15 protein-coding genes are annotated in these 18466 nt (G+C 54.6%); 6 read left to right on the forward strand and 9 right to left on the reverse strand.

Annotation, left to right across the window (positions count from 1 at the left end; all coding sequences use genetic code 11):
* Positions 1-1074: a RepB family plasmid replication initiator protein gene (locus OXR04_RS20080; RefSeq protein WP_009093253.1), complete on the forward strand. Its 1074-nt coding sequence runs from the start codon at positions 1-3 to the stop codon at positions 1072-1074.
* Between the two features lie 1262 nt (positions 1075-2336).
* Here the strand turns inward: OXR04_RS20080 and OXR04_RS20085 are convergent.
* The 3 genes from OXR04_RS20085 to OXR04_RS20095 all read right to left on the reverse strand — a co-directional run bounded on the left by OXR04_RS20085 (position 2337) and on the right by OXR04_RS20095 (position 6220).
* Positions 2337-3524, reverse strand: a complete 1188-nt coding sequence (locus OXR04_RS20085) for a diguanylate phosphodiesterase (protein ID WP_009093254.1) — start codon at positions 3522-3524, stop codon at positions 2337-2339.
* A gap of 168 nt (positions 3525-3692) precedes the next feature.
* Complete coding sequence (locus OXR04_RS20090) at positions 3693-5477, reverse strand: EAL domain-containing protein (protein WP_046103066.1); 1785 nt, start codon at positions 5475-5477, stop codon at positions 3693-3695.
* Between the two features lie 518 nt (positions 5478-5995).
* On the reverse strand, positions 5996-6220 hold the full coding sequence (locus OXR04_RS20095; RefSeq protein ID WP_267372813.1) for a DUF3606 domain-containing protein: 225 nt from the start codon (positions 6218-6220) through the stop codon (positions 5996-5998).
* Between the two features lie 367 nt (positions 6221-6587).
* Between OXR04_RS20095 and OXR04_RS20100 the strand changes: the two genes are divergently transcribed.
* Positions 6588-6827, forward strand: a complete 240-nt coding sequence (locus OXR04_RS20100) for a hypothetical protein (RefSeq protein WP_009093257.1) — start codon at positions 6588-6590, stop codon at positions 6825-6827.
* Positions 6828-6998: 171 nt separating this feature from the next.
* The gene (locus tag OXR04_RS20105) at positions 6999-7487 is read left to right on the forward strand and encodes an Hsp20 family protein (RefSeq protein WP_009093258.1); all 489 of its coding nucleotides are present in this window, start codon (positions 6999-7001) and stop codon (positions 7485-7487) included.
* A 72-nt stretch (positions 7488-7559) separates the two neighbouring features.
* Here the strand turns inward: OXR04_RS20105 and OXR04_RS20110 are convergent, their stop codons facing one another.
* The 3 genes from OXR04_RS20110 to OXR04_RS20120 all read right to left on the reverse strand — a co-directional run bounded on the left by OXR04_RS20110 (position 7560) and on the right by OXR04_RS20120 (position 10108).
* Positions 7560-8324, reverse strand: coding sequence for a MerR family transcriptional regulator (locus OXR04_RS20110; protein ID WP_033736893.1), 765 nt, complete (start codon positions 8322-8324; stop codon positions 7560-7562).
* Positions 8325-8511: 187 nt separating this feature from the next.
* A complete protein-coding gene (locus OXR04_RS20115; RefSeq protein WP_009093260.1) occupies positions 8512-8721 on the reverse strand; it encodes a CsbD family protein in 210 nt (69 codons plus the stop codon).
* Positions 8722-8890: 169 nt separating this feature from the next.
* Positions 8891-10108, reverse strand: coding sequence for a diguanylate phosphodiesterase (locus OXR04_RS20120; protein ID WP_267372814.1), 1218 nt, complete (start codon positions 10106-10108; stop codon positions 8891-8893).
* 726 nt (positions 10109-10834) lie between these two features.
* Between OXR04_RS20120 and OXR04_RS20125 the strand changes: the two genes are divergently transcribed.
* Positions 10835-11068 (forward strand): DNA polymerase V subunit, encoded by a 234-nt coding sequence (locus tag OXR04_RS20125; protein ID WP_267372815.1) that lies wholly within the window; start codon positions 10835-10837, stop codon positions 11066-11068.
* Positions 11069-11127: 59 nt separating this feature from the next.
* On the opposite strand, the gene OXR04_RS20130 is transcribed toward OXR04_RS20125, so the two are convergent.
* Positions 11128-11457 (reverse strand): hypothetical protein, encoded by a 330-nt coding sequence (locus OXR04_RS20130; protein WP_046103071.1) that lies wholly within the window; start codon positions 11455-11457, stop codon positions 11128-11130.
* 617 nt (positions 11458-12074) lie between these two features.
* Between OXR04_RS20130 and OXR04_RS20135 the strand changes: the two genes are divergently transcribed.
* Together OXR04_RS20135 and OXR04_RS20140 are read left to right on the forward strand one after the other, a co-directional pair.
* A complete protein-coding gene (locus tag OXR04_RS20135; protein WP_140029914.1) occupies positions 12075-13739 on the forward strand; it encodes a methyl-accepting chemotaxis protein in 1665 nt (554 codons plus the stop codon).
* A gap of 608 nt (positions 13740-14347) precedes the next feature.
* Positions 14348-16273 (forward strand): methyl-accepting chemotaxis protein, encoded by a 1926-nt coding sequence (locus OXR04_RS20140; RefSeq protein WP_150030324.1) that lies wholly within the window; start codon positions 14348-14350, stop codon positions 16271-16273.
* Positions 16274-16322: 49 nt separating this feature from the next.
* On the opposite strand, the gene OXR04_RS20145 is transcribed toward OXR04_RS20140, so the two are convergent.
* Together OXR04_RS20145 and OXR04_RS20150 are read right to left on the reverse strand one after the other, a co-directional pair.
* Entirely contained in the window at positions 16323-17123 is an 801-nt protein-coding gene (locus OXR04_RS20145; RefSeq protein WP_267372818.1) for an MBL fold metallo-hydrolase, read from the reverse strand.
* 56 nt (positions 17124-17179) lie between these two features.
* Positions 17180-18295 (reverse strand): metallophosphoesterase, encoded by a 1116-nt coding sequence (locus tag OXR04_RS20150; RefSeq protein WP_267372819.1) that lies wholly within the window; start codon positions 18293-18295, stop codon positions 17180-17182.
* Positions 18296-18466 lie beyond the last annotated feature (171 nt).

The following is an 18466-nucleotide window of genomic DNA, read 5'->3' on the forward strand; positions in this document are numbered from 1 at the left end:
ATGCCAAGAAAAGAACCCGATATCCTGAACATAGCGGATGCATTTAGCGAAACAGACAAACGCACTGGCGAGGTTGTTACTCTCACGCCTAACAGCAATAACACCGTTCAGCCGGTCGCGCTGATGCGACTTGGCTTGTTTGTTCCGACGCTGAAATCCACGGCGCGCAGTCAGAAAAACCAGATGAATGCCATGGATGTGACACAGGATCTTAAACAGTTATCCCTGGTCCGCTCGGAAGGGTATGACAACATCAAGATTCTGGGTGCCCGCCTGGATATGGATAACGATTTCAAAACCTGGGTGGGGATCATCCGTGCCTTCGCCACGCATGAGTGTCTGGGAGACACGGTAACGCTCTCTTTCGTTGAATTCGCCAAACTGTGTGGCATACCCTCTGTGCGTCTCTCCTCGAAGCTCAGAAGCCGTCTGGATGCTTCCCTGACCCGTATTGCCTCCAATACGCTGACATTTACCAGCAAGGGTGGCGAGAACTACACCACACATCTGGTGCAGTCTGCCAAATACAGCATCAAAAAGGACACGGTCACCTTACAGGCCGATCCCAAAATCTTTGAGCTCTACCAGTTCGACAGGAAAGTCCTGCTGCAGCTGAAAGCCATCAATGAGCTGGCACGTAAAGAGTCGGCCCAGGCGCTCTACACCTTCATTGAGAGTCTTCCGCCTAAACCGGCGCCGATATCCATGGCCCGGCTGCGTGCCAGACTTAACCTCACTTCGCGTGTGATCACCCAGAACGCCACCGTCAGAAAGGCCATGGAGCAGCTGAAAGAGATTGGATACCTTGACTACACAGAAACCCGGCGCGGCTCATCGGTTTACTTCTGGGTCCATTACCGTCACCCCAAGCTGCGCCCGGCCGAGCTGCCGCTCAGCAAGTCTGGTCTGATCGATGACGAAATGGATGAGTTCGACGATCTCTACAACGATCCGACTGTTATTGATGTCGGCCAGCCTGAAGCCGTGATGGAAGAGGAGAGCAGCGAGCTGGTGATGGTGTCACGTGAGGAGAAAGAGCTGCTGAACAAAATCAGGAAGCAAAAAAAGCAATAATTTTCAGACGTTAGCACGCCTCGTTCCCTGTGATAGCCCTTTCCGCTCGCGGCCTGAGAGTAGGGATGTCAGGAAGGCCTGACCCAACCACTGTAGCGAGTTACGTTACTCTCTACAGTGGTTATCCACCCGCTGCCCGCTCAAAGATCCCGCTCAATCGCTGTGGCCTCCACCTAATCTGCCTTGTGTCGTTTTTAACCGACGCAGCCAGTGTTAACTCGCTACAGTGGTTGCTCTTCTGTTAAAGGTGATGATGAGTACGGCTGACACAGAGATTTCTCTGCTTTACTCGCTACAGTGGTTATCCGGCTGAACGTCTTCATGCCTCAGAAGAAGTGGGGCAGGGCAGGTATTTATCGCGCAGCGCGCGCTTCACTTACTCGCTATAGTGGTTACCCTTTCTGTTTTCGAAGCTAATCGTGCCATTCCCATGCTCTTCCTCTCCTGTGAGCTACTCGTTACAGTGGTTATCAGGTTGTTTTATCGCTAAAGCGGTGAGTTAATGATCAGATAATAGCGTTTTAAGGGGTAAACACACTCGCTACAGTGGTTGCCAAACGGGAACAGGCAGGGGAGGTTTACTCGCTATAGTGGTTGTTACTGTTTCTGTCCGGCCACGCCTTTGGTGGGCTTACCTAGTGTGTGAGTGCTCACTAGTGTCATGTTCCCTGTCAGATAAGACCTCAAGAAAAATACCAAGACGATGCTCTGCCTCAGTCATCACTCGCTATAGTGGTTCCCTAAAGACTGACCGCCACAGAACTGACCTGCATGACAGGCCCGATGCACCCAAGTTGGCCTCAGAGAGTCCCTGCAACAGTAAACACGCATCCTGCCTGAGGAGTCTTCTCGCTATAGTGGTTGCTCGCCTGTTTCCCGTCGCTGAACCGCCTGAGCAGGAACTCTCACTGGCACCGATACTCGCTACAGTGGTTACTGACGCTGAGCTGAGCAGCGATTCACTCGCTATAGTGGATATGTGTCACATTACGTCTTTGCCGGTGTGTAAATATGCAACAAATTGCCTTTCCGCAGGCAGCAGGGAAGTAACATTACTCGCTATAGTGGTTATCCCTCATTCCTGTGCCTGACTGGTCAGAAATACGCTGTCAAAACGGGAAGCTGTAAAAAGCTCATACAGCAGGTCAGGGGAAAGAGACGGGGCAGGGAAGTGAATCAGTGAACTGCGTGAGGATTGTCAGGAGTGAGGCAACAAAACGGCCGGCGCGCCAGCCGCTCTGTTTGTGTTCAGGCAGGTTGCGTTACATCGCCTCCCGGTATTCCGGCCAGGCGACCGATTCAGCCTGGTAGCGACCAGCGGCAGCAAACAGGGTGCCCTGGAAGTTGATCACACCAGCCGCCTCCAGCCACATCCACTCCTCGGCCTGGACGATACCGGCTGCGATCACGGTGATTTCCAGCGCAGAACAGCATTTGATAATTGCCTGAACCACCGCCTGTTTGGGGCCGCTGCGGTGAACGTCGCGGGTGATCCCGGCGTCGATACGAATACGGTCCGGCTGAATGTGGGTCAGCAGCGAAAGCCCGGCGGAGCCGTCTCCAAAATTGTCGATAGAGAGGCTGATCCCGGCGGCTTTTAACGCACGAACCGCTTCAGAGAAGGCGGCCAGCTGCGAGATAACCGCCGTTTCGCTCACGCCGATGACCACCTGCTCCGGCACCAGTCCCGCCTGCTGAATGGCGGCCACAATCTGCGTGACGGCATCGGGTATCACCACCAGCGTCATCGGCAGCAGGCTGACGTAGAGCGTCATGCCATCAGGGCAGACCTGACCTGCATGGGCGAATGTCTTTTTCAGGGTCTCCAGATCGTCAGCGTGAAGCTGGGCGTCTGAGGCTGCATCGGAGGGCGCCGCTCTGACAATAGTGGCTTCAATCGCGGTAACCTTGCGAGCCAGCGGATCGACGACCGGGCGGAAACTGACGCCTTCTGTTTCAGGGCGGGAATCCGGCACCTCGTTATGCTCTGAAATGAATTCCCAGTAACCGGGCGGAAGAACCTCGTAATAGTTCTCCTTCTCGCGTGACTCAACAAAGGTCCGCAGGAATTGCAGTGCCCGATCATCATAGGTCAGTTGATATTTCGAGGTCCCTTTGTCCAGCACCGCCTGGAGCAGCGACGAGCGGTCATGTTCACGCAGGTCAAACAGCGACATACCCGCATTACCAAACCGGCGGGAAGGTGCGTAGTCGCGCATCAGCTCCACGACATTATGATGCCGGCGATCGGCACAGATGCGCTGATAGACTGCCTGAACGCCTGCTTCCGGCCCCTCAAGCAACTGAAAAAAGTGTGTGCCGTTGAATAACAGGATGCCTGTTACGTCGTGCGCAGTGTTGATTTCGCTGGCGTGATCGACCATCTCAGGCAGGGTTCTGACCGGAAAATCATCGGAAATATGGCTGCGGTATATAATGGTAGTCAGCATGTGCAGCTCCGCTTTAGGTGAATATAGCGCACACGCTAACACTGTTTAAAAAATGTTTCATCTTTCCTTACTGACTGTAGCACGGCGTGCACACGGGCAGGCAGCACTAAGCGCAGCGGCTGTCGGGTGACGTTCCGGATCACAGCTCCGGTACGTGCAGACGGGCGCTCAGCAGGGCTCTCCGCGCAGCTTCCAGTTGAGCCAGTGATCCAGCGCTTCTTCGTTCAGCGGTCTGGAATAGAAGTAGCCCTGTGCCTGGTCACAACCATACTCTGTCAGCGAGGTTACCGCATCGGGACACTCGACCCCCTCAGCCAGCACGGTGTAGTCCAGCTCTTTTAGCATGGCGATGATGCTGCGGGCAATGATGCGTGAGGCAGTATCGGAAGAGAGCTCGCTGATCAGGGAGCGATCCAGCTTGATAACATCCAGCGGCATCCGGCGCAGATAACTGATATTGCTGTAGCCGGAGCCAAAATCATCCAGCGAAATCGTAAATCCACACTCTCTGAGTCTCTCCAGCCCGCGCAGGGCATCAGGGCTTTCAAGGATACGTTCAGTTTCCAGACACTCAATGCCCAGCAGTGAGGTGGGGAGCTTAGCCCTGACCAGCTTGCTTTCCAGTGCTGAAGCAAAGCCTTCCTGCGAGAAGTCGTTCACGCTGACGTTAATCGTTAACGGCAGCTGGATGCAGCTATTCCTGAGCCGCCTCAGGCGGGCTACCGCCTGATCGATAATCCAGGCCGTCAGCACAGAGAGCAGTTCGGTCTGTTCAGCCTGCGGGATAAAGGCACCTGGCGAGAGTTCACCCCGGGTAGGATGCTGCCAGCGGATCAGCGCTTCCAGCCCCACCGGTCTGCCACTCTGCAGGCAGATTTTCGGCTGGTAAACCATATAGAGCCCGACGTTGTCGCGCAGCGCAGCTTTAAGATCGTTCATCAGCAGTAAATCGTCAGCATGCTGCGTCTGCGCCTCGGCGTCATAGCGCTGCGAGGGCAGCCCCAGTCCGACCGCATCGTTCAGGGCACTGACGGCGCGACGTAATACCTCAGGTGCAGACAGTTGACTGGCCACAAAGCCCGCTTCGCCGGTGTGCGGTGTCAGCGCGACCGACAGTCCATCATCCACATCTGCACTGATCCCCTCCAGACGACCGGCCACCCAGGCGGCACTCAGGCGGCTGTCTGCCCGGGTCAGGATAGCAAACCGCCCGGTGGCCACGGTATAGAGCATTTCGCCCACCGCCGGACGCAGCCGCAGTGGCAGCAGGGTGGCCATATCTTTCAGCAGGCTTTCAACCGGCCCCATTCCCATCGTGCGGGCCAGTTCATAGGCTCGTGACATGTCAATGCAATCAATCAGGACCAGGCGGCGGGGTGTGATGTCGCCCGCCACGGCCAGATACTGCAAATCCCGGATCAGACGCTGGCGGTTAGGCAGTCCGGTTACCGGATCGACAAACCCGGCCGCATGCCAGGCTTCCAGAAAAGACATGACCAGCGTGGAGAGCAGGGTCAGCGTGATGACCTGGTCAGAGGTGAACACATGCGGCTCGGTATCGGTCACACACAGCGTACCCAGAATAATGTTATCGCGCGTTTTCAGCGGCACGCCAGCATAGAAGCGAATAAAGGGTGCACCGGTGATCAGGGGATGCCTGACAAAACGCGGGTCGTGCCAGGTGTCGGGCACGACCATAGGCGTGTTACTGTCGACCACGTGGCGACAGAGAGAATCCTCACGCGTGGAGCGCTGAAGATTGAATGTGTGCGAGGCCTGTACGGTCTGAAACTCATCATCCAGAACAGAGATAAAGCTGCCCGGAATGCCCAGTGCCTGACTCGCCAGACGGACAAATTTCCGCAGGACGTCATCGCGACTTTCATCAGGACTGCGCAACGCCTGTATAGCACGGCTTCTGCGTTCATCATCGCCGTTTAAATTCTTAAGCATGTGTGTATACCCCGCACCGGTTGATTACGGAGCGAAAAAGAAAACTGTCCGGTTTGAAATGTCGATCAGGCGGCAGTAAATATAGCGTATTTTTTATTTTCCGCTGAATGATAGGTGACTCTGCGGCAGCTGTCTCTGAATATTTTCTTTAACGCATTAAAAGCATGTTTACGATTCGAAAATTTAATCGAAGAGAGGCGTTAATATTTACATATTGTTGTCATTTTCAGAAAACGCGTGATTTCAGACTTTTTAATATTTATTTCAGGGCAGCAGAACAATATGCATTCAGGAGCGTGAATGGTTTTGCTAAGTCAGTCTGAACCCTGCAGCCGCGACAGGCTGCGGAACCGCGTCGCTGAGCAGAGACGGGTGAGAAAGATAACCTGTTAATATGACTGGTAAAAGCAGAAAACCGGGTCACTCCGGCAGAGATAACCTGTCGCCATTGTGATGGCTGAGACAGGCCAATCCGCCGCCGGGCTGCCACTGACGCAGCACGTCAGGCAGTAATCAGGTTAACGTTTGATGCCGTTCCGGGACTGTAACGGACGCCGGGGTGGCGGGTTTTGCTCCAGCCACGCACGCACCTGTTCGGTCAGCGATCCCTTTTCGCGAATCGCACGCGTCAGCCTCTCCTGAGTCGTCTTCAGCTCCTGGGTCCAGTAGGTGATTTGCCACTGTTCACGGATCTCTACCCGTGACAGATCGTCGGGTGAGCGACGCTGGATAGGATTTTTCATTTATTATCCTCCTCGTATTTTTGATGGTGCCCGCTGAGCAGCACCCTCAGGCTAAACAGCTATCGTGATGAAGAGTGAGGCATTGAGGTAGCGGATTAATCCCTGAATCGCGCTTAAGTCAAATATCAGGACTATTCCTGGCTGGCGCAATAAGGCACTCTAAAAAAATAGAAAAGTCGCCGGCGGGGCAGAATTACGCGTTTCGTTTACAAAGAAATCCTGCCGGAATGCAGAATCCGGAATTTGACATTTATTTAAAATGGTCAATTATTCTCAGGTCAATTCGCAGGGCCACTTCCGGGTCGCTTCGCTTTATACAGGCGAAGCGCTGCGCCTTTGCGGTTTCATCATGTTGAAGGAGTCCTTTTTGGTTAATCGTCCCCCTCAGCCGCCTGTGGCTGTTCAGAGTAATGTGCGTGAACTTCGTCTGGCCGCCGGGCTGTCACAGCAGAGCGCCGCAGAGCGTTTCGACCTCAGTCTGCGCGTCTGGCAGACGAAAGAAGCTGCAGCCAATCCTGCGTTACTGAGTCAGGGTGAATATGAGTTGCTGCTGCTGCTGGCCGGCCGTCATCCCCATTTCGTTCTTGCACCGCAGAATAAAAAATAGCGGCAGCCCGCTATCCTGATTTGACTCCCGGTGATAACAGGATCCGGAGAAGCGGAAAAAAATCTATTTCCCGGCTTGAAAATGTAGCGCTAATCCCTATTTTGAAGGTGATCGGGAATCTGAAACCGGTCAGATGAACTTTTGGATGAACCTGTTCAGGAGATTATCACGATGTCACTACAACCCTTTTCAGTTTTGCCTTCGCTGGCTGATTCCGTTTTTTCAGACCGCTTCAGCCGCATCGATAAATTGTTCAGTCAGCTGACGGGTGACAGCCCGGTCACCTCCGTTCCCGCTTATGATCTGCAGCGCGTGGAGGATAACCACTATGCGCTGACCGTCAGCACGCCTGGCTGGAAAGAGCATGAGCTGGAGATCGAGTTACGTGGCGGGCGTCTTTCCATCGCCGGTCACAGGGAAAAAGCGTCGCAGGAATCGACAGGCGAGGCCCGGGAGGAGAGCGGCGGCTGGATCCATCGCGGGATAGCGCGCCACGACTTCCAGCTGAACTTTTCCATTCCGGAGCATATGAAGGTCACCGGAGCCAGTCTGGCTGAGGGATTACTCCGTATCGATCTGATTCAGGAGATACCGGAGAGCGAGAAACCGCGTCGCATTCCGATTGCCATCGGCGGCCCGCGTACGCTTGAGCATCACTGATAGCTGCAGGGCGGAAATGGCAAAGGCTGTTTCCGCCTTTTTGATGGCGGGCAGGCAAAAGAAGTCATGGAATCAGGCGCTGGCGGAGAGGGTGTTTTCAGGCAGTTTCACGCGGGTGTCTGTTCCGGTCAGCATGACGGGATCGCCTGCCTCAAGACTGGACTGAAAAATTGCCTTCATGGATGGCGTAATTCCGTCGCCACACCACATCAGATGGTGCTCAAAGCGGTGATTCGCCACGGCAGGCACGCCTGACGCCTCGGCGGCCACTTCAACCCGGAATCCCTGTCCGTTGAGCCGTATCGCTTCCATCCAGATCTCTGTCTCATCCGTCACGCTGACCGCTTCAAGGAACAGCGGGATGGTGCTGCGTCGTCTGGCGGCCTGCGCCAGGCGTTCCCACTGACCCACCACGGCGGTGTGAAAACGCTCAAGACGCTGCGCTGCCCCTTCGCTGACGTCAGTACGCAGCCAGAGATTAAGCGGGCGCAGGTAGCAGTTCACATAATCATCGCCACAGTAGTCAATGTTCATCATCCGCAACTCGCGATGAATATCCTCGTCTGAGCTCTGAGAGAGCAGCTGCAGCATATCCTCTTCCCGGCAGGCCCAGCCGCCGGGCAGCGTAACACTGGGCCAGTTAAGCGCTGCATGGATATCGAAAAGCGTATGGCCGCCTGACGTCATATCCCGCACATAGAGGGCACGCGTAAGCTGATTATCTGAATAACCGCCAGCATCCGGTGGCGTAATCAACCCGGCGCGGCGCCAGCGTCTCAGCGTTTCAGGAAGAACACCGACAAGCGCACATATCGTGTCGGTAGAGTGTTGAGGCATGATTGGTATCCGTAAGGTTTTGGGCTCCCGTCACCAGGGAAGTCAGCGTAGTATGCGCGCCAGCGATGAATAAAGAAACAATCATTTCCATAATGTATCGGGTGTTGCACAGCGGGGCGGGGTCGTTAACATCCATGAGAGAAAAGGGCAGGCACCGGGCGCGTAAACGCCCGGCGGGAAAAGGGGATTACCAGTGATACTTGTTGGAATCTTCCCACTCTTTCACTTCCTGCTCGGCACGATCTTTCTCGTAGCCGTAACGTTCCTGAATTTTACCGACCAGCTGATCGCGCTTCCCTTCCACAACGGTCATATCGTCATCCGTGAGATCGCCCCATTTTTCCTTAACCTTACCTTTGAACTGCTTCCAGTTACCGCCAATGCGATCTTCGTTCATGGTGATTCTCCCAACTCGGTGATTATCCAGGGATCTGATGAATATCTGTTGGCCAGATGGCTGTCAGATGGATCAAGCATGGCACAGCTTTTGCTCTTTGCAGCGAAGCGGTGTGAGCCGCATCAAATTATGAGCAAAACGGCAGCGTGCAAGCGGAAGTCAGGCGGGATTACGCCGGGCGTCGTGAGGGCCAGCTGACGGCAGGCAGGGCGTTGAGAGCAGGGCGCGCAAACAGAAAACCCTGGTAATAGCGAACCCCGGCACCTTCAAGCCAGAGCCACTCTTCAATTTTTTCAACGCCTTCTGCGATGACCGTGATTTCCAGCGCCTGACAGCATTTCAGGATGGCCAGCACAATCGCCTGACGCGGGCCGCTGCGGTGAATATCAGTGATCAGCTTGCGATCGATTTTAACTTTGTCGGGCTGAAAATCGGCTAACAGAGACAGGCCAGCAAAACCGGCGCCAAAATCGTCGAGCGCCAGGCTGATGCCGGCCGCTTTCAGCTGGCGCACTGCGGACTGAAAGGCGTCAAAGCGTGAGATGACCTCATCTTCAGTGACTTCTACCACGACCTGCTCCGGTCGCAATCCCTGCAGCCGGATTTGCTGAAGAAGATGATCGACCGCCCCCTCGATCATCACCAGTGACATCGGCAACAGGTTAACGGAGAGGGTCTGATCGCCCAGGCCAAGCTGTCCGGCCAGCCGGAAAGCATACGTCTTGGAGTGAAGATCGGCCTGATAACGCTGGCTTTCCGGTAGCTGAGAAAAATAGTCGGCGGGTGAAGCGCCATGCTGACCGCGGATCAGGGCTTCACAGGAAACAATCTGGCGATTTGTGGCATCCACAATCGGCTGCAGCGCAAACGCACAGCGCTGATCGGCGGCCGGCGGGCAGGAAAGCGGTACAGCGGAGGAGGAGGGAGTGGTCAGTGTCCACTGACTGGCTGGTTCAATCTCAATAAAGGTCTCTTTATCCCGTCCTTCAACAAACGAACGCAGGAATTTGACGACCCGATCATGCCGGATACGCTCCTCATTAAGCGTGACCCGGCCAAGCAGAGCCTCCACCACGGTATGCTCCTGATAGTCACGCAAATCGAACAGGGCCATGCCGGCGTGACCAAATCGCCGTGCCGGGGCGTAGTCACGCATCAGCTCGATCAGATTAAAATGCCGATCGTCCTGACTGATTCGCTGAAAAACCGTGTGGACATTCTCAACGCTCCCCTCCAGCACCTGAAAAAAGTGATGCCCGTCATAAAGCAGGATCCCGGTGACCTCGGCCTCGGCGTTTTTAACACTGGCACGCTCCACCAGCGCCTGCAGTTTCTCCGGCGAGACAGAACCCGCAAGCTGGCTGCGGTAGATAAGGGTGGAGAGCATAAGCGGACTCGCATGGCAGTTGAGACTTATTAACCATATCACAGATATTTCGGGGGTTAAGGGCACAACTGAAATGATTATGCTGTTCTGCTTTCGGTATTAATATCGCTGTGAATCCCGCCCGGGTTAAGAGGCATTAATCGCCATTTTCCCGGGACAGCGATCAGGCAATTGTAATAAAGCAGAAAAGCCCCCCCGTTAAAGCGGGGGCGAACAGAAGATATAGCGCATTATTATAATGACACAGCATCCCTGGTGAGGCGCTGGTTAATCGGATGTTTACAGGTTGCTTTCATCAGCCCTTTTACGCTGGCCGGTGAAACGTGATCTCTGCTGCTGCACTCTCTGAAAAAGTGCCCCCTGTTTAAGGGGGCAAGGGTAGGAGTCAGATCACTCTGTAAAGGAAGTGGATTTCGTTACAGAGCCATTTAAAGATAGGGCAAAAGTGGCCTGAATGCCGCTGCGGTTAACCGTTTTTTTAGTTTGATATCAGATGATTAGAATGATCACTTTACTGCATTTTCAGTTTAATCAATGTGTTAAACGTCAATGAAAACGTTTTCTAAGATTTGGATTAAAGTCCCGTTTCGCTGGCGGATACGGATAAAAATGGCAGGGCAGGGCGTCCTCCGCAGCCGAAAACCAGACAGGCTTGACCGACTCCGGGAATAATTATACTGTTTATATATACAGTTAATGGTGGTGAGACGTTGCGGGGGCAATGCAATGCAACAGGATGATGTTGTCTGGATCGCATTCAGAGAGGCGATGAGGCGGGATAGCGAGGGGCTGTGTACGATCAGCACCCGGGACTTTGTCACGCAGCTGGACCTGCACAACACACCTCACACCATGCGAGCGGCGAATGTCTGGATAGAGATCCATATCACGACATTCCGTGATATCTCCACCGAACCGGGTGAGTGCCGGCTGTTTCAGGTTCCTGCGGCGCGCAATTAGCGCGCACCGCAGAACCATCAGGCATTCAGCCTGCCTGCAGAGACAGGCTGAGGCCGCAATCAGGCCCTGACGCTGCTTTGACGCAACCCGGCGCGGTCCTGGTAGTTCGGCCTGGCAGAATAGCTCTTCTCGCAGCCCGTGCGTGCCATATTCAGAGCCACTTTGCGTTTTTTCAGCTTAATTTTCGGTAACCACTCTTTAAACTGTGCCGTCAGCGAGGCCGCCTGCTGTTCGTTTGCAACGCGACAGATGAACAGCTTGCTCTTGGTCTGACGGGTGACATCAATGGCGTAGATCTCAACGCCACTGCTGCATGCTTCATATTCAACATCCGTAAACTGCATGTGTGGCCAAAGACCGGTTCTGGTTTCAAATGTGGCTAAATCCATGATGACTACCTTTTTTTATTGTAAGCGTTAGTGCTGTCCGGCAGGTTAAAACCTGGTCGGGCCAGTGAGCATAGACCAGAATCAGCATTCCGCCAGTCAATTCACTAATTTAATCTGGCCCTGCCACAAATGGCTAAAATCCGAGTTGCAGGTGCTCCCGCCATAACGCGATTTGCCCTGCTCTGAGGCTGCTGAGCGCGCTGATAGGGCAGGATTTCGCTGTCGCGTTCTGCCGCTGACAGCCGCCGCGTACCCTCTCCGGCAGAAGAGCAGGCTTAGCGTTGCCGATTACCTGAGCACTGCTGTTAAATCAGCCACGTTATTATCAGATCACCGCAAATGACATTCAGTGCTTATATCCGGCATTGTTGCTGCATATAACGATAAAGAGTTAAGGGAGGAAAGTGAGCATGGATGGCGGGATGTAAATAATATGTTAACGCTAAAAGAGAATAAGAATCAGCCTCTTTGCGTTGTTAGTTCACTCTGCGTCAGGCGCAAGAAAAAATAAAAAAATATATCTCCTGCGATCAATTAAAGCGCCGCTGAAAAAAGCCGATAAGAACGATCCAGCATTAACATTTGTTCAAATTATTCTTTCTCCCCAGGGGTTCTTTATGACTATTACACAGCGTCTGGTAATGATTTTCTCACTGCTTGCAATGTCACTGATTGCACTGGTGATTATCTCGTTATCTGTGATTTCGGGTTTTCAGTCCCGTTTTGAATATGTGCAGGTGAACGCGATACCCAGTATTCGCGATCTGAATAAATCGATCAGCGTAACCAATCAGTTAGGCATTGCTCTTTACCGCTATCACAGCACCAGCGATGAGACAAAGTTCCCCGCTGCAGAAGAGCGCATTAATAATCTGCTGCAGCAGATTAAATCGCTGAACGATTATTACATGGCCAATGACATCTCCAGCGATGAAGACAAGGCGATGACAGAACAGGCCAACAGGAATCTGGATGCGGTGCGCAGCGCACTGCCCGCTTTTCTTGCTGCGGCTCGCGCTCATGATGACGCGGTCACCCTGCCACTGTTGCAGAGTGAAAATGGTGTGGGCGCTGCAACCCGTAAAATGGAAGCGGACTTCACCCGTCAGATTCAGCTGAACATCGACATCGGCGAACAGCTGCGTGCTGAAAACAAACGCGTCTACACCCAGACCCTGTGGGCGATGTCGGGGGGATCATTACTGGTGATCCTGATTCTGGCTGCCTTCTCCGTTAAGGTGATCATGGGCATCAAAAGAAGCCTCTCTGGCATCGTCAATACCATGACCCAGGTCAGCCACACGCTTGATCTGACGCATACTGCGGATGTCAGCCGCAAGGATGAGATCGGCCAGACGGCCATAGCGTTTAATCAGCTGCTGGCGCGCGTCTCTGGCACGCTGCTCTCGGTGAATCATGCTGCGCAATCGGTCAGTACGGGTTCAACGCAGATTGCGGCAGGTAACGAAGATCTCTCTGCCCGCACCGAGGAGCAGGCTGCTTCACTGGAGCAGACCTCAGCGAGCATGGCGACGCTGAGTGAAACGGTGCGGCAGAACTCCGAAGGCGCGCATCAGGCCAGCAGTCTGGCGAATAACGCCAACCATATGTCGATCCAGAACGGAACGGCTGTGAAGCAGATGCTCACCACGATGGATGATATTCGCGCCAGCTCGGCCAAAATCTCGGAAATTACCGGGCTTATTGAAGGCATCGCCTTCCAGACGAATATCCTGGCGCTGAATGCGGCGGTGGAAGCAGCACGTGCCGGCGAACATGGTCGCGGTTTTGCCGTGGTTGCGTCGGAAGTGCGTAACCTGGCACAACGCTCCTCGTCGGCTGCCCGCGAAATCAAAGACCTTATTTCCACGTCCGTTTCGCAGGTTGAGCACGGGTTAGAGCAGGCCAACAGCGTCGGTTCAAACAGCGAAAACGTTCGTCACGCGATCCAGCAGGTCGCCGATCTGGTCAATGAGATTGCCGCGGCTACCTCTGAGCAGAGCAAAGGCATTGAGCAGGTTCATCAGGCGATTGGCCAGATGGACGAAGTGACGCAGCAGAACGCCGCGCTGGTGGAAGAAGCCTCATCTGCCTCGAAATCACTTCAGGAACAGGCCGAAACGCTGTCGGCGCTGGTCTCGACCTTTACCGTTGAAAGCTCAGGCCGTGTTGCACCGCAGCTGCAGCCACAGACCGCTTCTGCCTTCCGTCCGGCTAAAAAGAGCCGTCAGCCTGAACCGCAGAGTGTTGACCTGAGCAAAGCAAACTGGGAAAGCTTTTAAGCTTTAAGCCGTTCCCGAAAAGCCTCCACATTGTGGGGGCTTTTTTTTGCCTTTATTTCATTTTTATTTCAATGCATCACGCTTCTTTAAATTAAATGAAAACGATTTCATTTATTATATTTTCAGGGCCTGCCCGGCAATAACGGTTTGAATATTAATTGCCCGGGAAGGATGAATTAATCTCTTATCCGTAATGATAATTATTCCTGAAAAAAGACGGCAGCTAGTATCGGCTGATTCCGGGCTAACTTTAATTTCTTTATTTTCCAGATGTTGATGCTGAAGTCTGGCTTAAGGCTTTACAGGTGATATTTATCAGGCAGTTTTCATAACATTGATATCTATCGTTATTTTTCAGTTTGGCTTAAGTGGAAGTGGCTGTAACTATCGTCTGTTTATTCACTGTAAAATAACCTGGTGCAATCTATACTCTCTCTTGCTGTTATCCAGCCCTTTATTTAACTAAGTAAATTTCATTGCCTTCAGGCGGCTTCGTGCTACGCATAAACCGCTATGGGCTGCATATGAAAAATTCGTAAAAATAAAATTACATTACCCATTTTGGGTATGACATCACCTGCATGCTTAACACATCAGAGCGGAAAAGAATGAAAAAAGTACTCGACCGGATTAATTTGCCAGCAAAATTCCTTTTACTGGGAGCCTTTGCACTGGTGCTGTTTGTTTTACCCACTTTTCTCTTTATTCAGACGGGCAACCAGCTCATTGACACCAAGAAAGTTGAACTCACCGGTATTCCGGTTGAGAAAAAAGTACTGCAGCTGCTGAGCCTGCTGCAGCGTCATCGTGCAGAAAGCGCCATCGCCATTGGCCAGAACAGAATGGATAACCCACCGCGTCTGGCGTTAGTGACCCAGATTAACAGCGTATCTGAAAGCATTGCTGCCGATCTGCGTCAAAGCAGTGAGCAGGCGCAGCCATTAACGCGTCTGGACCAGGTTAATCAGGAGTGGCGTCAGCTGCAGGAGGATCTGGTGGGCGGACGACTGACGCTGGCGACCAGCCTGGCACGGCACACGCATCTGATCCAGGTTCTGCTGGAAACGAATCAGGATGTACTGGATTACTACCAGCTCTCACTGGATGCTGATTTGAATACCTACCAGCTGATCGTCAGTGTTTATAGCCGACTGCCGCTGCTGACCGAGACGCTGGGTCAGATCCGTGGCGGGGGGGCCTCACTGATCGCCAGCGGTAATATCTCTGATGCCGATCGCAGTCGCCTGGCCTTCCAGATCGATAATGGCAAAACGGCGCTGTCACAGTTCAGCAGTAATATGGATAAGGTGTTCACCATTGAACCGGATCTCAAAGCGATGTTCGGCGAGCTGGCGCAGAATGCCAGACAGCAGGCTCTGAATGCCCTGCAGCAGGCTGAAGGGGCGATTGTGACCGGGAATGTGACCATCACGCCGGTAGAATATGTCCGTATCTTAACCGAAGCGATTAATCGCTATGGCATGCTGGGCAGTCAGAGCAGCAACCAGCTGCAGATACTCCTGCAGTCACAAATCGATGAGCGCCGACATGCACAATATCTGTTGCTGTCCGGCCTTCTGGCGATTGCCCTGCTGGCGATCCTGCTGGCCGTGATGATCACCCGTTCGGTCACCCGGCCGGTCAGAGAGGCCGTGGAAGTCGCCAGTCGCGTCGCCGCCGGTGATCTGACGGCAGAGCTGACCGTGTCCGGCAGCAACGAAATGGCTGAGCTGCTGAATGCCCTGATGCAGATGCAGCAGCGTCTTGCCCAGCTGGTCTCGGATATCAAAGGCAACGCCGCGACCATCGCCAGCTCGTCGGAAGAGATTGCCCGCGGCAATGGCGACCTCTCGTCACGCACCGAAGAGCAGGCGGCGTCCCTGGCGGAAACGGCTGCCAGCATGGAGCAACTGGCGTCCATCATGCAGCAGAATGCCGAGAACACCCGCTTTGCCTCTGAACGCGCGGATTCTGCGACGCAGGCGGCCCTCTCCAGTGGCTCGGCCATGGATTCGGTGATGGAAACCATGCACAAAATCCGCGGCAGTTCGGGACAAATTGAAGAGATCACGTCGGTAATCGACAGCATTGCTTTCCAGACCAACATTCTGGCACTGAATGCGGCGGTTGAAGCGGCGCGTGCCGGAGAGCAGGGTAAAGGCTTTGCCGTTGTTGCCTCAGAGGTGCGGGCGCTGGCACAGCGTTCAGCGACAGCAGCCAAAGAGATCAAGAGTCTGATTGAGCAGTCGGTGCTTCATGCGCAGGAAGGGATCACGATGGCCCGGAACGCAGGCGACCGAGTGAAGCAGAGCGTCAGCGCGATTGAACAGACTTCTCAGCTGATGCGCGATATCTCCTCCTCTACGGAAGAGCAGACCAGCGGTATTTCGCAGGTCAATATTGCGGTCAATCAGATGGATCAGGTTACCCAGCAGAACGCCGTGCTGGTTGAAGAGTCCGCTTCTTCTGCGGATGAGCTTGCCGGGCGGGCCGTGCAGTTGCGTACCCTGGTCGCGCTGTTTAAAACGGCCTGATAAGACCGGAACAGCCGTCGCCTGAAGGGGCGGCTGTTCCGTTACTGTGTCACGCCTGATGATCCTGCAGACAGGCGAGATACTTCTCTCCCGATCGCATCACCTTCTCTTTCGCCTGCTGAAGGATATCCTGACCTTCAAAGGCGCCATAAAGCTGTCCGAATGTCACACCCGAGAGCCGCTGCAGAAGGTCACCAACCGTGGCCGCAGAGAGCGGCAGCATGTTCGGATAGCTCCACATAAACGACACGCCATGCGCACCCGGCGTCACCTGCAGAATATCACCCGCCAGAATGATCCCGTCGCCTTCGTCCCGGTGCAGCACGCAGCCACCCGGGAAATGCCCCCCCAGCCGTAACAGCGTCACACCCGGCATCAGCGTCAGCGAGCCGCCCTGCCAGAGCCGGATATGCGGGCTCTCCCGGACGATCCACTGCCGATCACGGGCATGCAGATGAATGGGCGCGTTAAACGCCTCCGCCCACTCCTGCATCGTGGTGTAGTAGTGCGGATGTGAAATCGCGATGGCATCAATGCCACCCAGCGCCGCGATCAGCGTAAAGGTGGCATCATCAAGGTTGGCAAGGCAGTCCCACAGCACGTTGCCCTGCGGCGTCCGCAGCAGAAAAGCGCGCTGGCCGATGGCAAACGCGGGCACGGTTTTAAAACTTAACAGTGCCTCACTGTGTGCCGTCCATTTATTGGCGTGGCTGGCGCGCAGCTGGTCGAACGGGATCCAGCCCTGACCCGAAGCCGGGATATACTGACGTTCATCCTCACAGATTTTACAGTGCTGATGCGTAGCCGAAGCAGGATAGGCGGTGCCACAGGCGGTACATAACAGGGTCATGAGGTTCTCCTTTGTCTCGATCGGGATGATGCGCACCCGGCGGCGCCTTTATCGCCTCAGGGCTGACGGCGCAGGGTAATCCGGGTCAGCTCCGAGGGGCGGCCCAGCCTGATCGCCATGCCAGGCCAGAGCGCCGTGCCGTTGTTGACATAAAGCTGCATTCCGCCGACCTGATAAAGCCCGGAAACAAAACCGGCGTTGGGTTTTGCAAACAGGCGATCCAGCCCGACAATCAGACCTCCGTGCGTATGGCCGGAGAGCTGCACATCGACACCCTGTGCGGCGTTCTCGCGGGCATTGCGTGGCTGGTGGTCCAGCAGAATAATGGGGGCGTTTTCGGGAACCTGCTCCAGCGCACGGGCCAGATCGGGGCCGGTCGCCTGTCGGCGCGGCGCGGAGGCGTCGGGCAGACCCGCAATGACCAGGCTGGCTTCACCGCGCTGAATCACCGTATGGCTGTTAAGCAGCGGCTGCAGCCCCAGCGAAGCCAGATGCGCCGTCCAGATCGCCTGATGAAAGAAATATTCGTGATTGCCGGTGATGGCCCAGACGCCGTCGGGCGCAGCCAGACCGTGCAGTGGCGCAACATCATGCCGCCGGTGTTCCAGGCTGCCATCGATCACATCCCCCGTCACCACAATAAGGTCGGGCCGGAGGGACATCGCCCGCTCCACCATGGCGCGGGTCCAGACAGCATTAAACAGTCGCGTGATATGCAGGTCGGTCAGTTGCAGAAGCTGATAGCCATCAAACTCAGCAGGCAGATTCGGCAGGAACAGCGTCACCTCTTTGACGGGAGGCACCCGTATTGCCTGCTGAACCCCGAAAGCCGCCAGCCCCATCGCCAGCAGGACGGTCAGATAGCGCGCACCGGGCGACAGCGGCAGCGGATGTCGCAGCATCAGGGCAAGCAGCATGACAGCATCCAGCACGATCTGAAACACGGCCAGCAGCAGCACGGTGCCGTAAGCCCAGTTAAACAGAATGATGATGGCGCGGGGCATCTCTGCTGAGAAGATCCCGCCGGATGTGAAGCGACTCACCAGCAGATATTGAGAGGCCAGCAGCGCCAGTGCAGAGAGCAGGATTTTTACGGACAGGGGCAGGGACAAAGGAATAATGACGCGGGCAATGACATACCAGCTGGGTAAGCTGAAAATCAGGTGAAACATGGCAATCTTCCGGTGAGGCGCTGACGGTCAGCGCAGGCAGTTAAGAGAGGATAGCGAATGAAACCGTTTTAACACGGTAAGGTATAGGATGAGTTTGCCAGATCTGCTTCACGGCAGGTGCTCTGGCCGTGTTCAATCCGGCGCAGCGGGCCGCCTGGCCGGGACGAAAAA

The sequence above is a fragment of the Pantoea sp. GM_Pan_3 genome, from assembly GCF_026541045.1.
Taxonomy (GTDB): domain Bacteria; phylum Pseudomonadota; class Gammaproteobacteria; order Enterobacterales; family Enterobacteriaceae; genus Pantoea; species Pantoea anthophila.

Coding starts and splice junctions, on each gene's coding strand:
- OXR04_RS20080 (WP_009093253.1), top strand. CDS start 1: ATGCCAAGAAAAGAACCCGATATCCTGAACATAGCGGATGCATTTAGC.
- OXR04_RS20085 (WP_009093254.1), bottom strand. CDS start 3,524: ATGCTGACTACCATTATATACCGCAGCCATATTTCCGATGATTTTCCG.
- OXR04_RS20090 (WP_046103066.1), bottom strand. CDS start 5,477: ATGCTTAAGAATTTAAACGGCGATGATGAACGCAGAAGCCGTGCTATA.
- OXR04_RS20095 (WP_267372813.1), bottom strand. CDS start 6,220: ATGAAAAATCCTATCCAGCGTCGCTCACCCGACGATCTGTCACGGGTA.
- OXR04_RS20105 (WP_009093258.1), top strand. CDS start 6,999: ATGTCACTACAACCCTTTTCAGTTTTGCCTTCGCTGGCTGATTCCGTT.
- OXR04_RS20110 (WP_033736893.1), bottom strand. CDS start 8,324: ATGCCTCAACACTCTACCGACACGATATGTGCGCTTGTCGGTGTTCTT.
- OXR04_RS20115 (WP_009093260.1), bottom strand. CDS start 8,721: ATGAACGAAGATCGCATTGGCGGTAACTGGAAGCAGTTCAAAGGTAAG.
- OXR04_RS20120 (WP_267372814.1), bottom strand. CDS start 10,108: ATGCTCTCCACCCTTATCTACCGCAGCCAGCTTGCGGGTTCTGTCTCG.
- OXR04_RS20125 (WP_267372815.1), top strand. CDS start 10,835: ATGCAACAGGATGATGTTGTCTGGATCGCATTCAGAGAGGCGATGAGG.
- OXR04_RS20130 (WP_046103071.1), bottom strand. CDS start 11,457: ATGGATTTAGCCACATTTGAAACCAGAACCGGTCTTTGGCCACACATG.
- OXR04_RS20135 (WP_140029914.1), top strand. CDS start 12,075: ATGACTATTACACAGCGTCTGGTAATGATTTTCTCACTGCTTGCAATG.
- OXR04_RS20140 (WP_150030324.1), top strand. CDS start 14,348: ATGAAAAAAGTACTCGACCGGATTAATTTGCCAGCAAAATTCCTTTTA.
- OXR04_RS20145 (WP_267372818.1), bottom strand. CDS start 17,123: ATGACCCTGTTATGTACCGCCTGTGGCACCGCCTATCCTGCTTCGGCT.
- OXR04_RS20150 (WP_267372819.1), bottom strand. CDS start 18,295: ATGTTTCACCTGATTTTCAGCTTACCCAGCTGGTATGTCATTGCCCGC.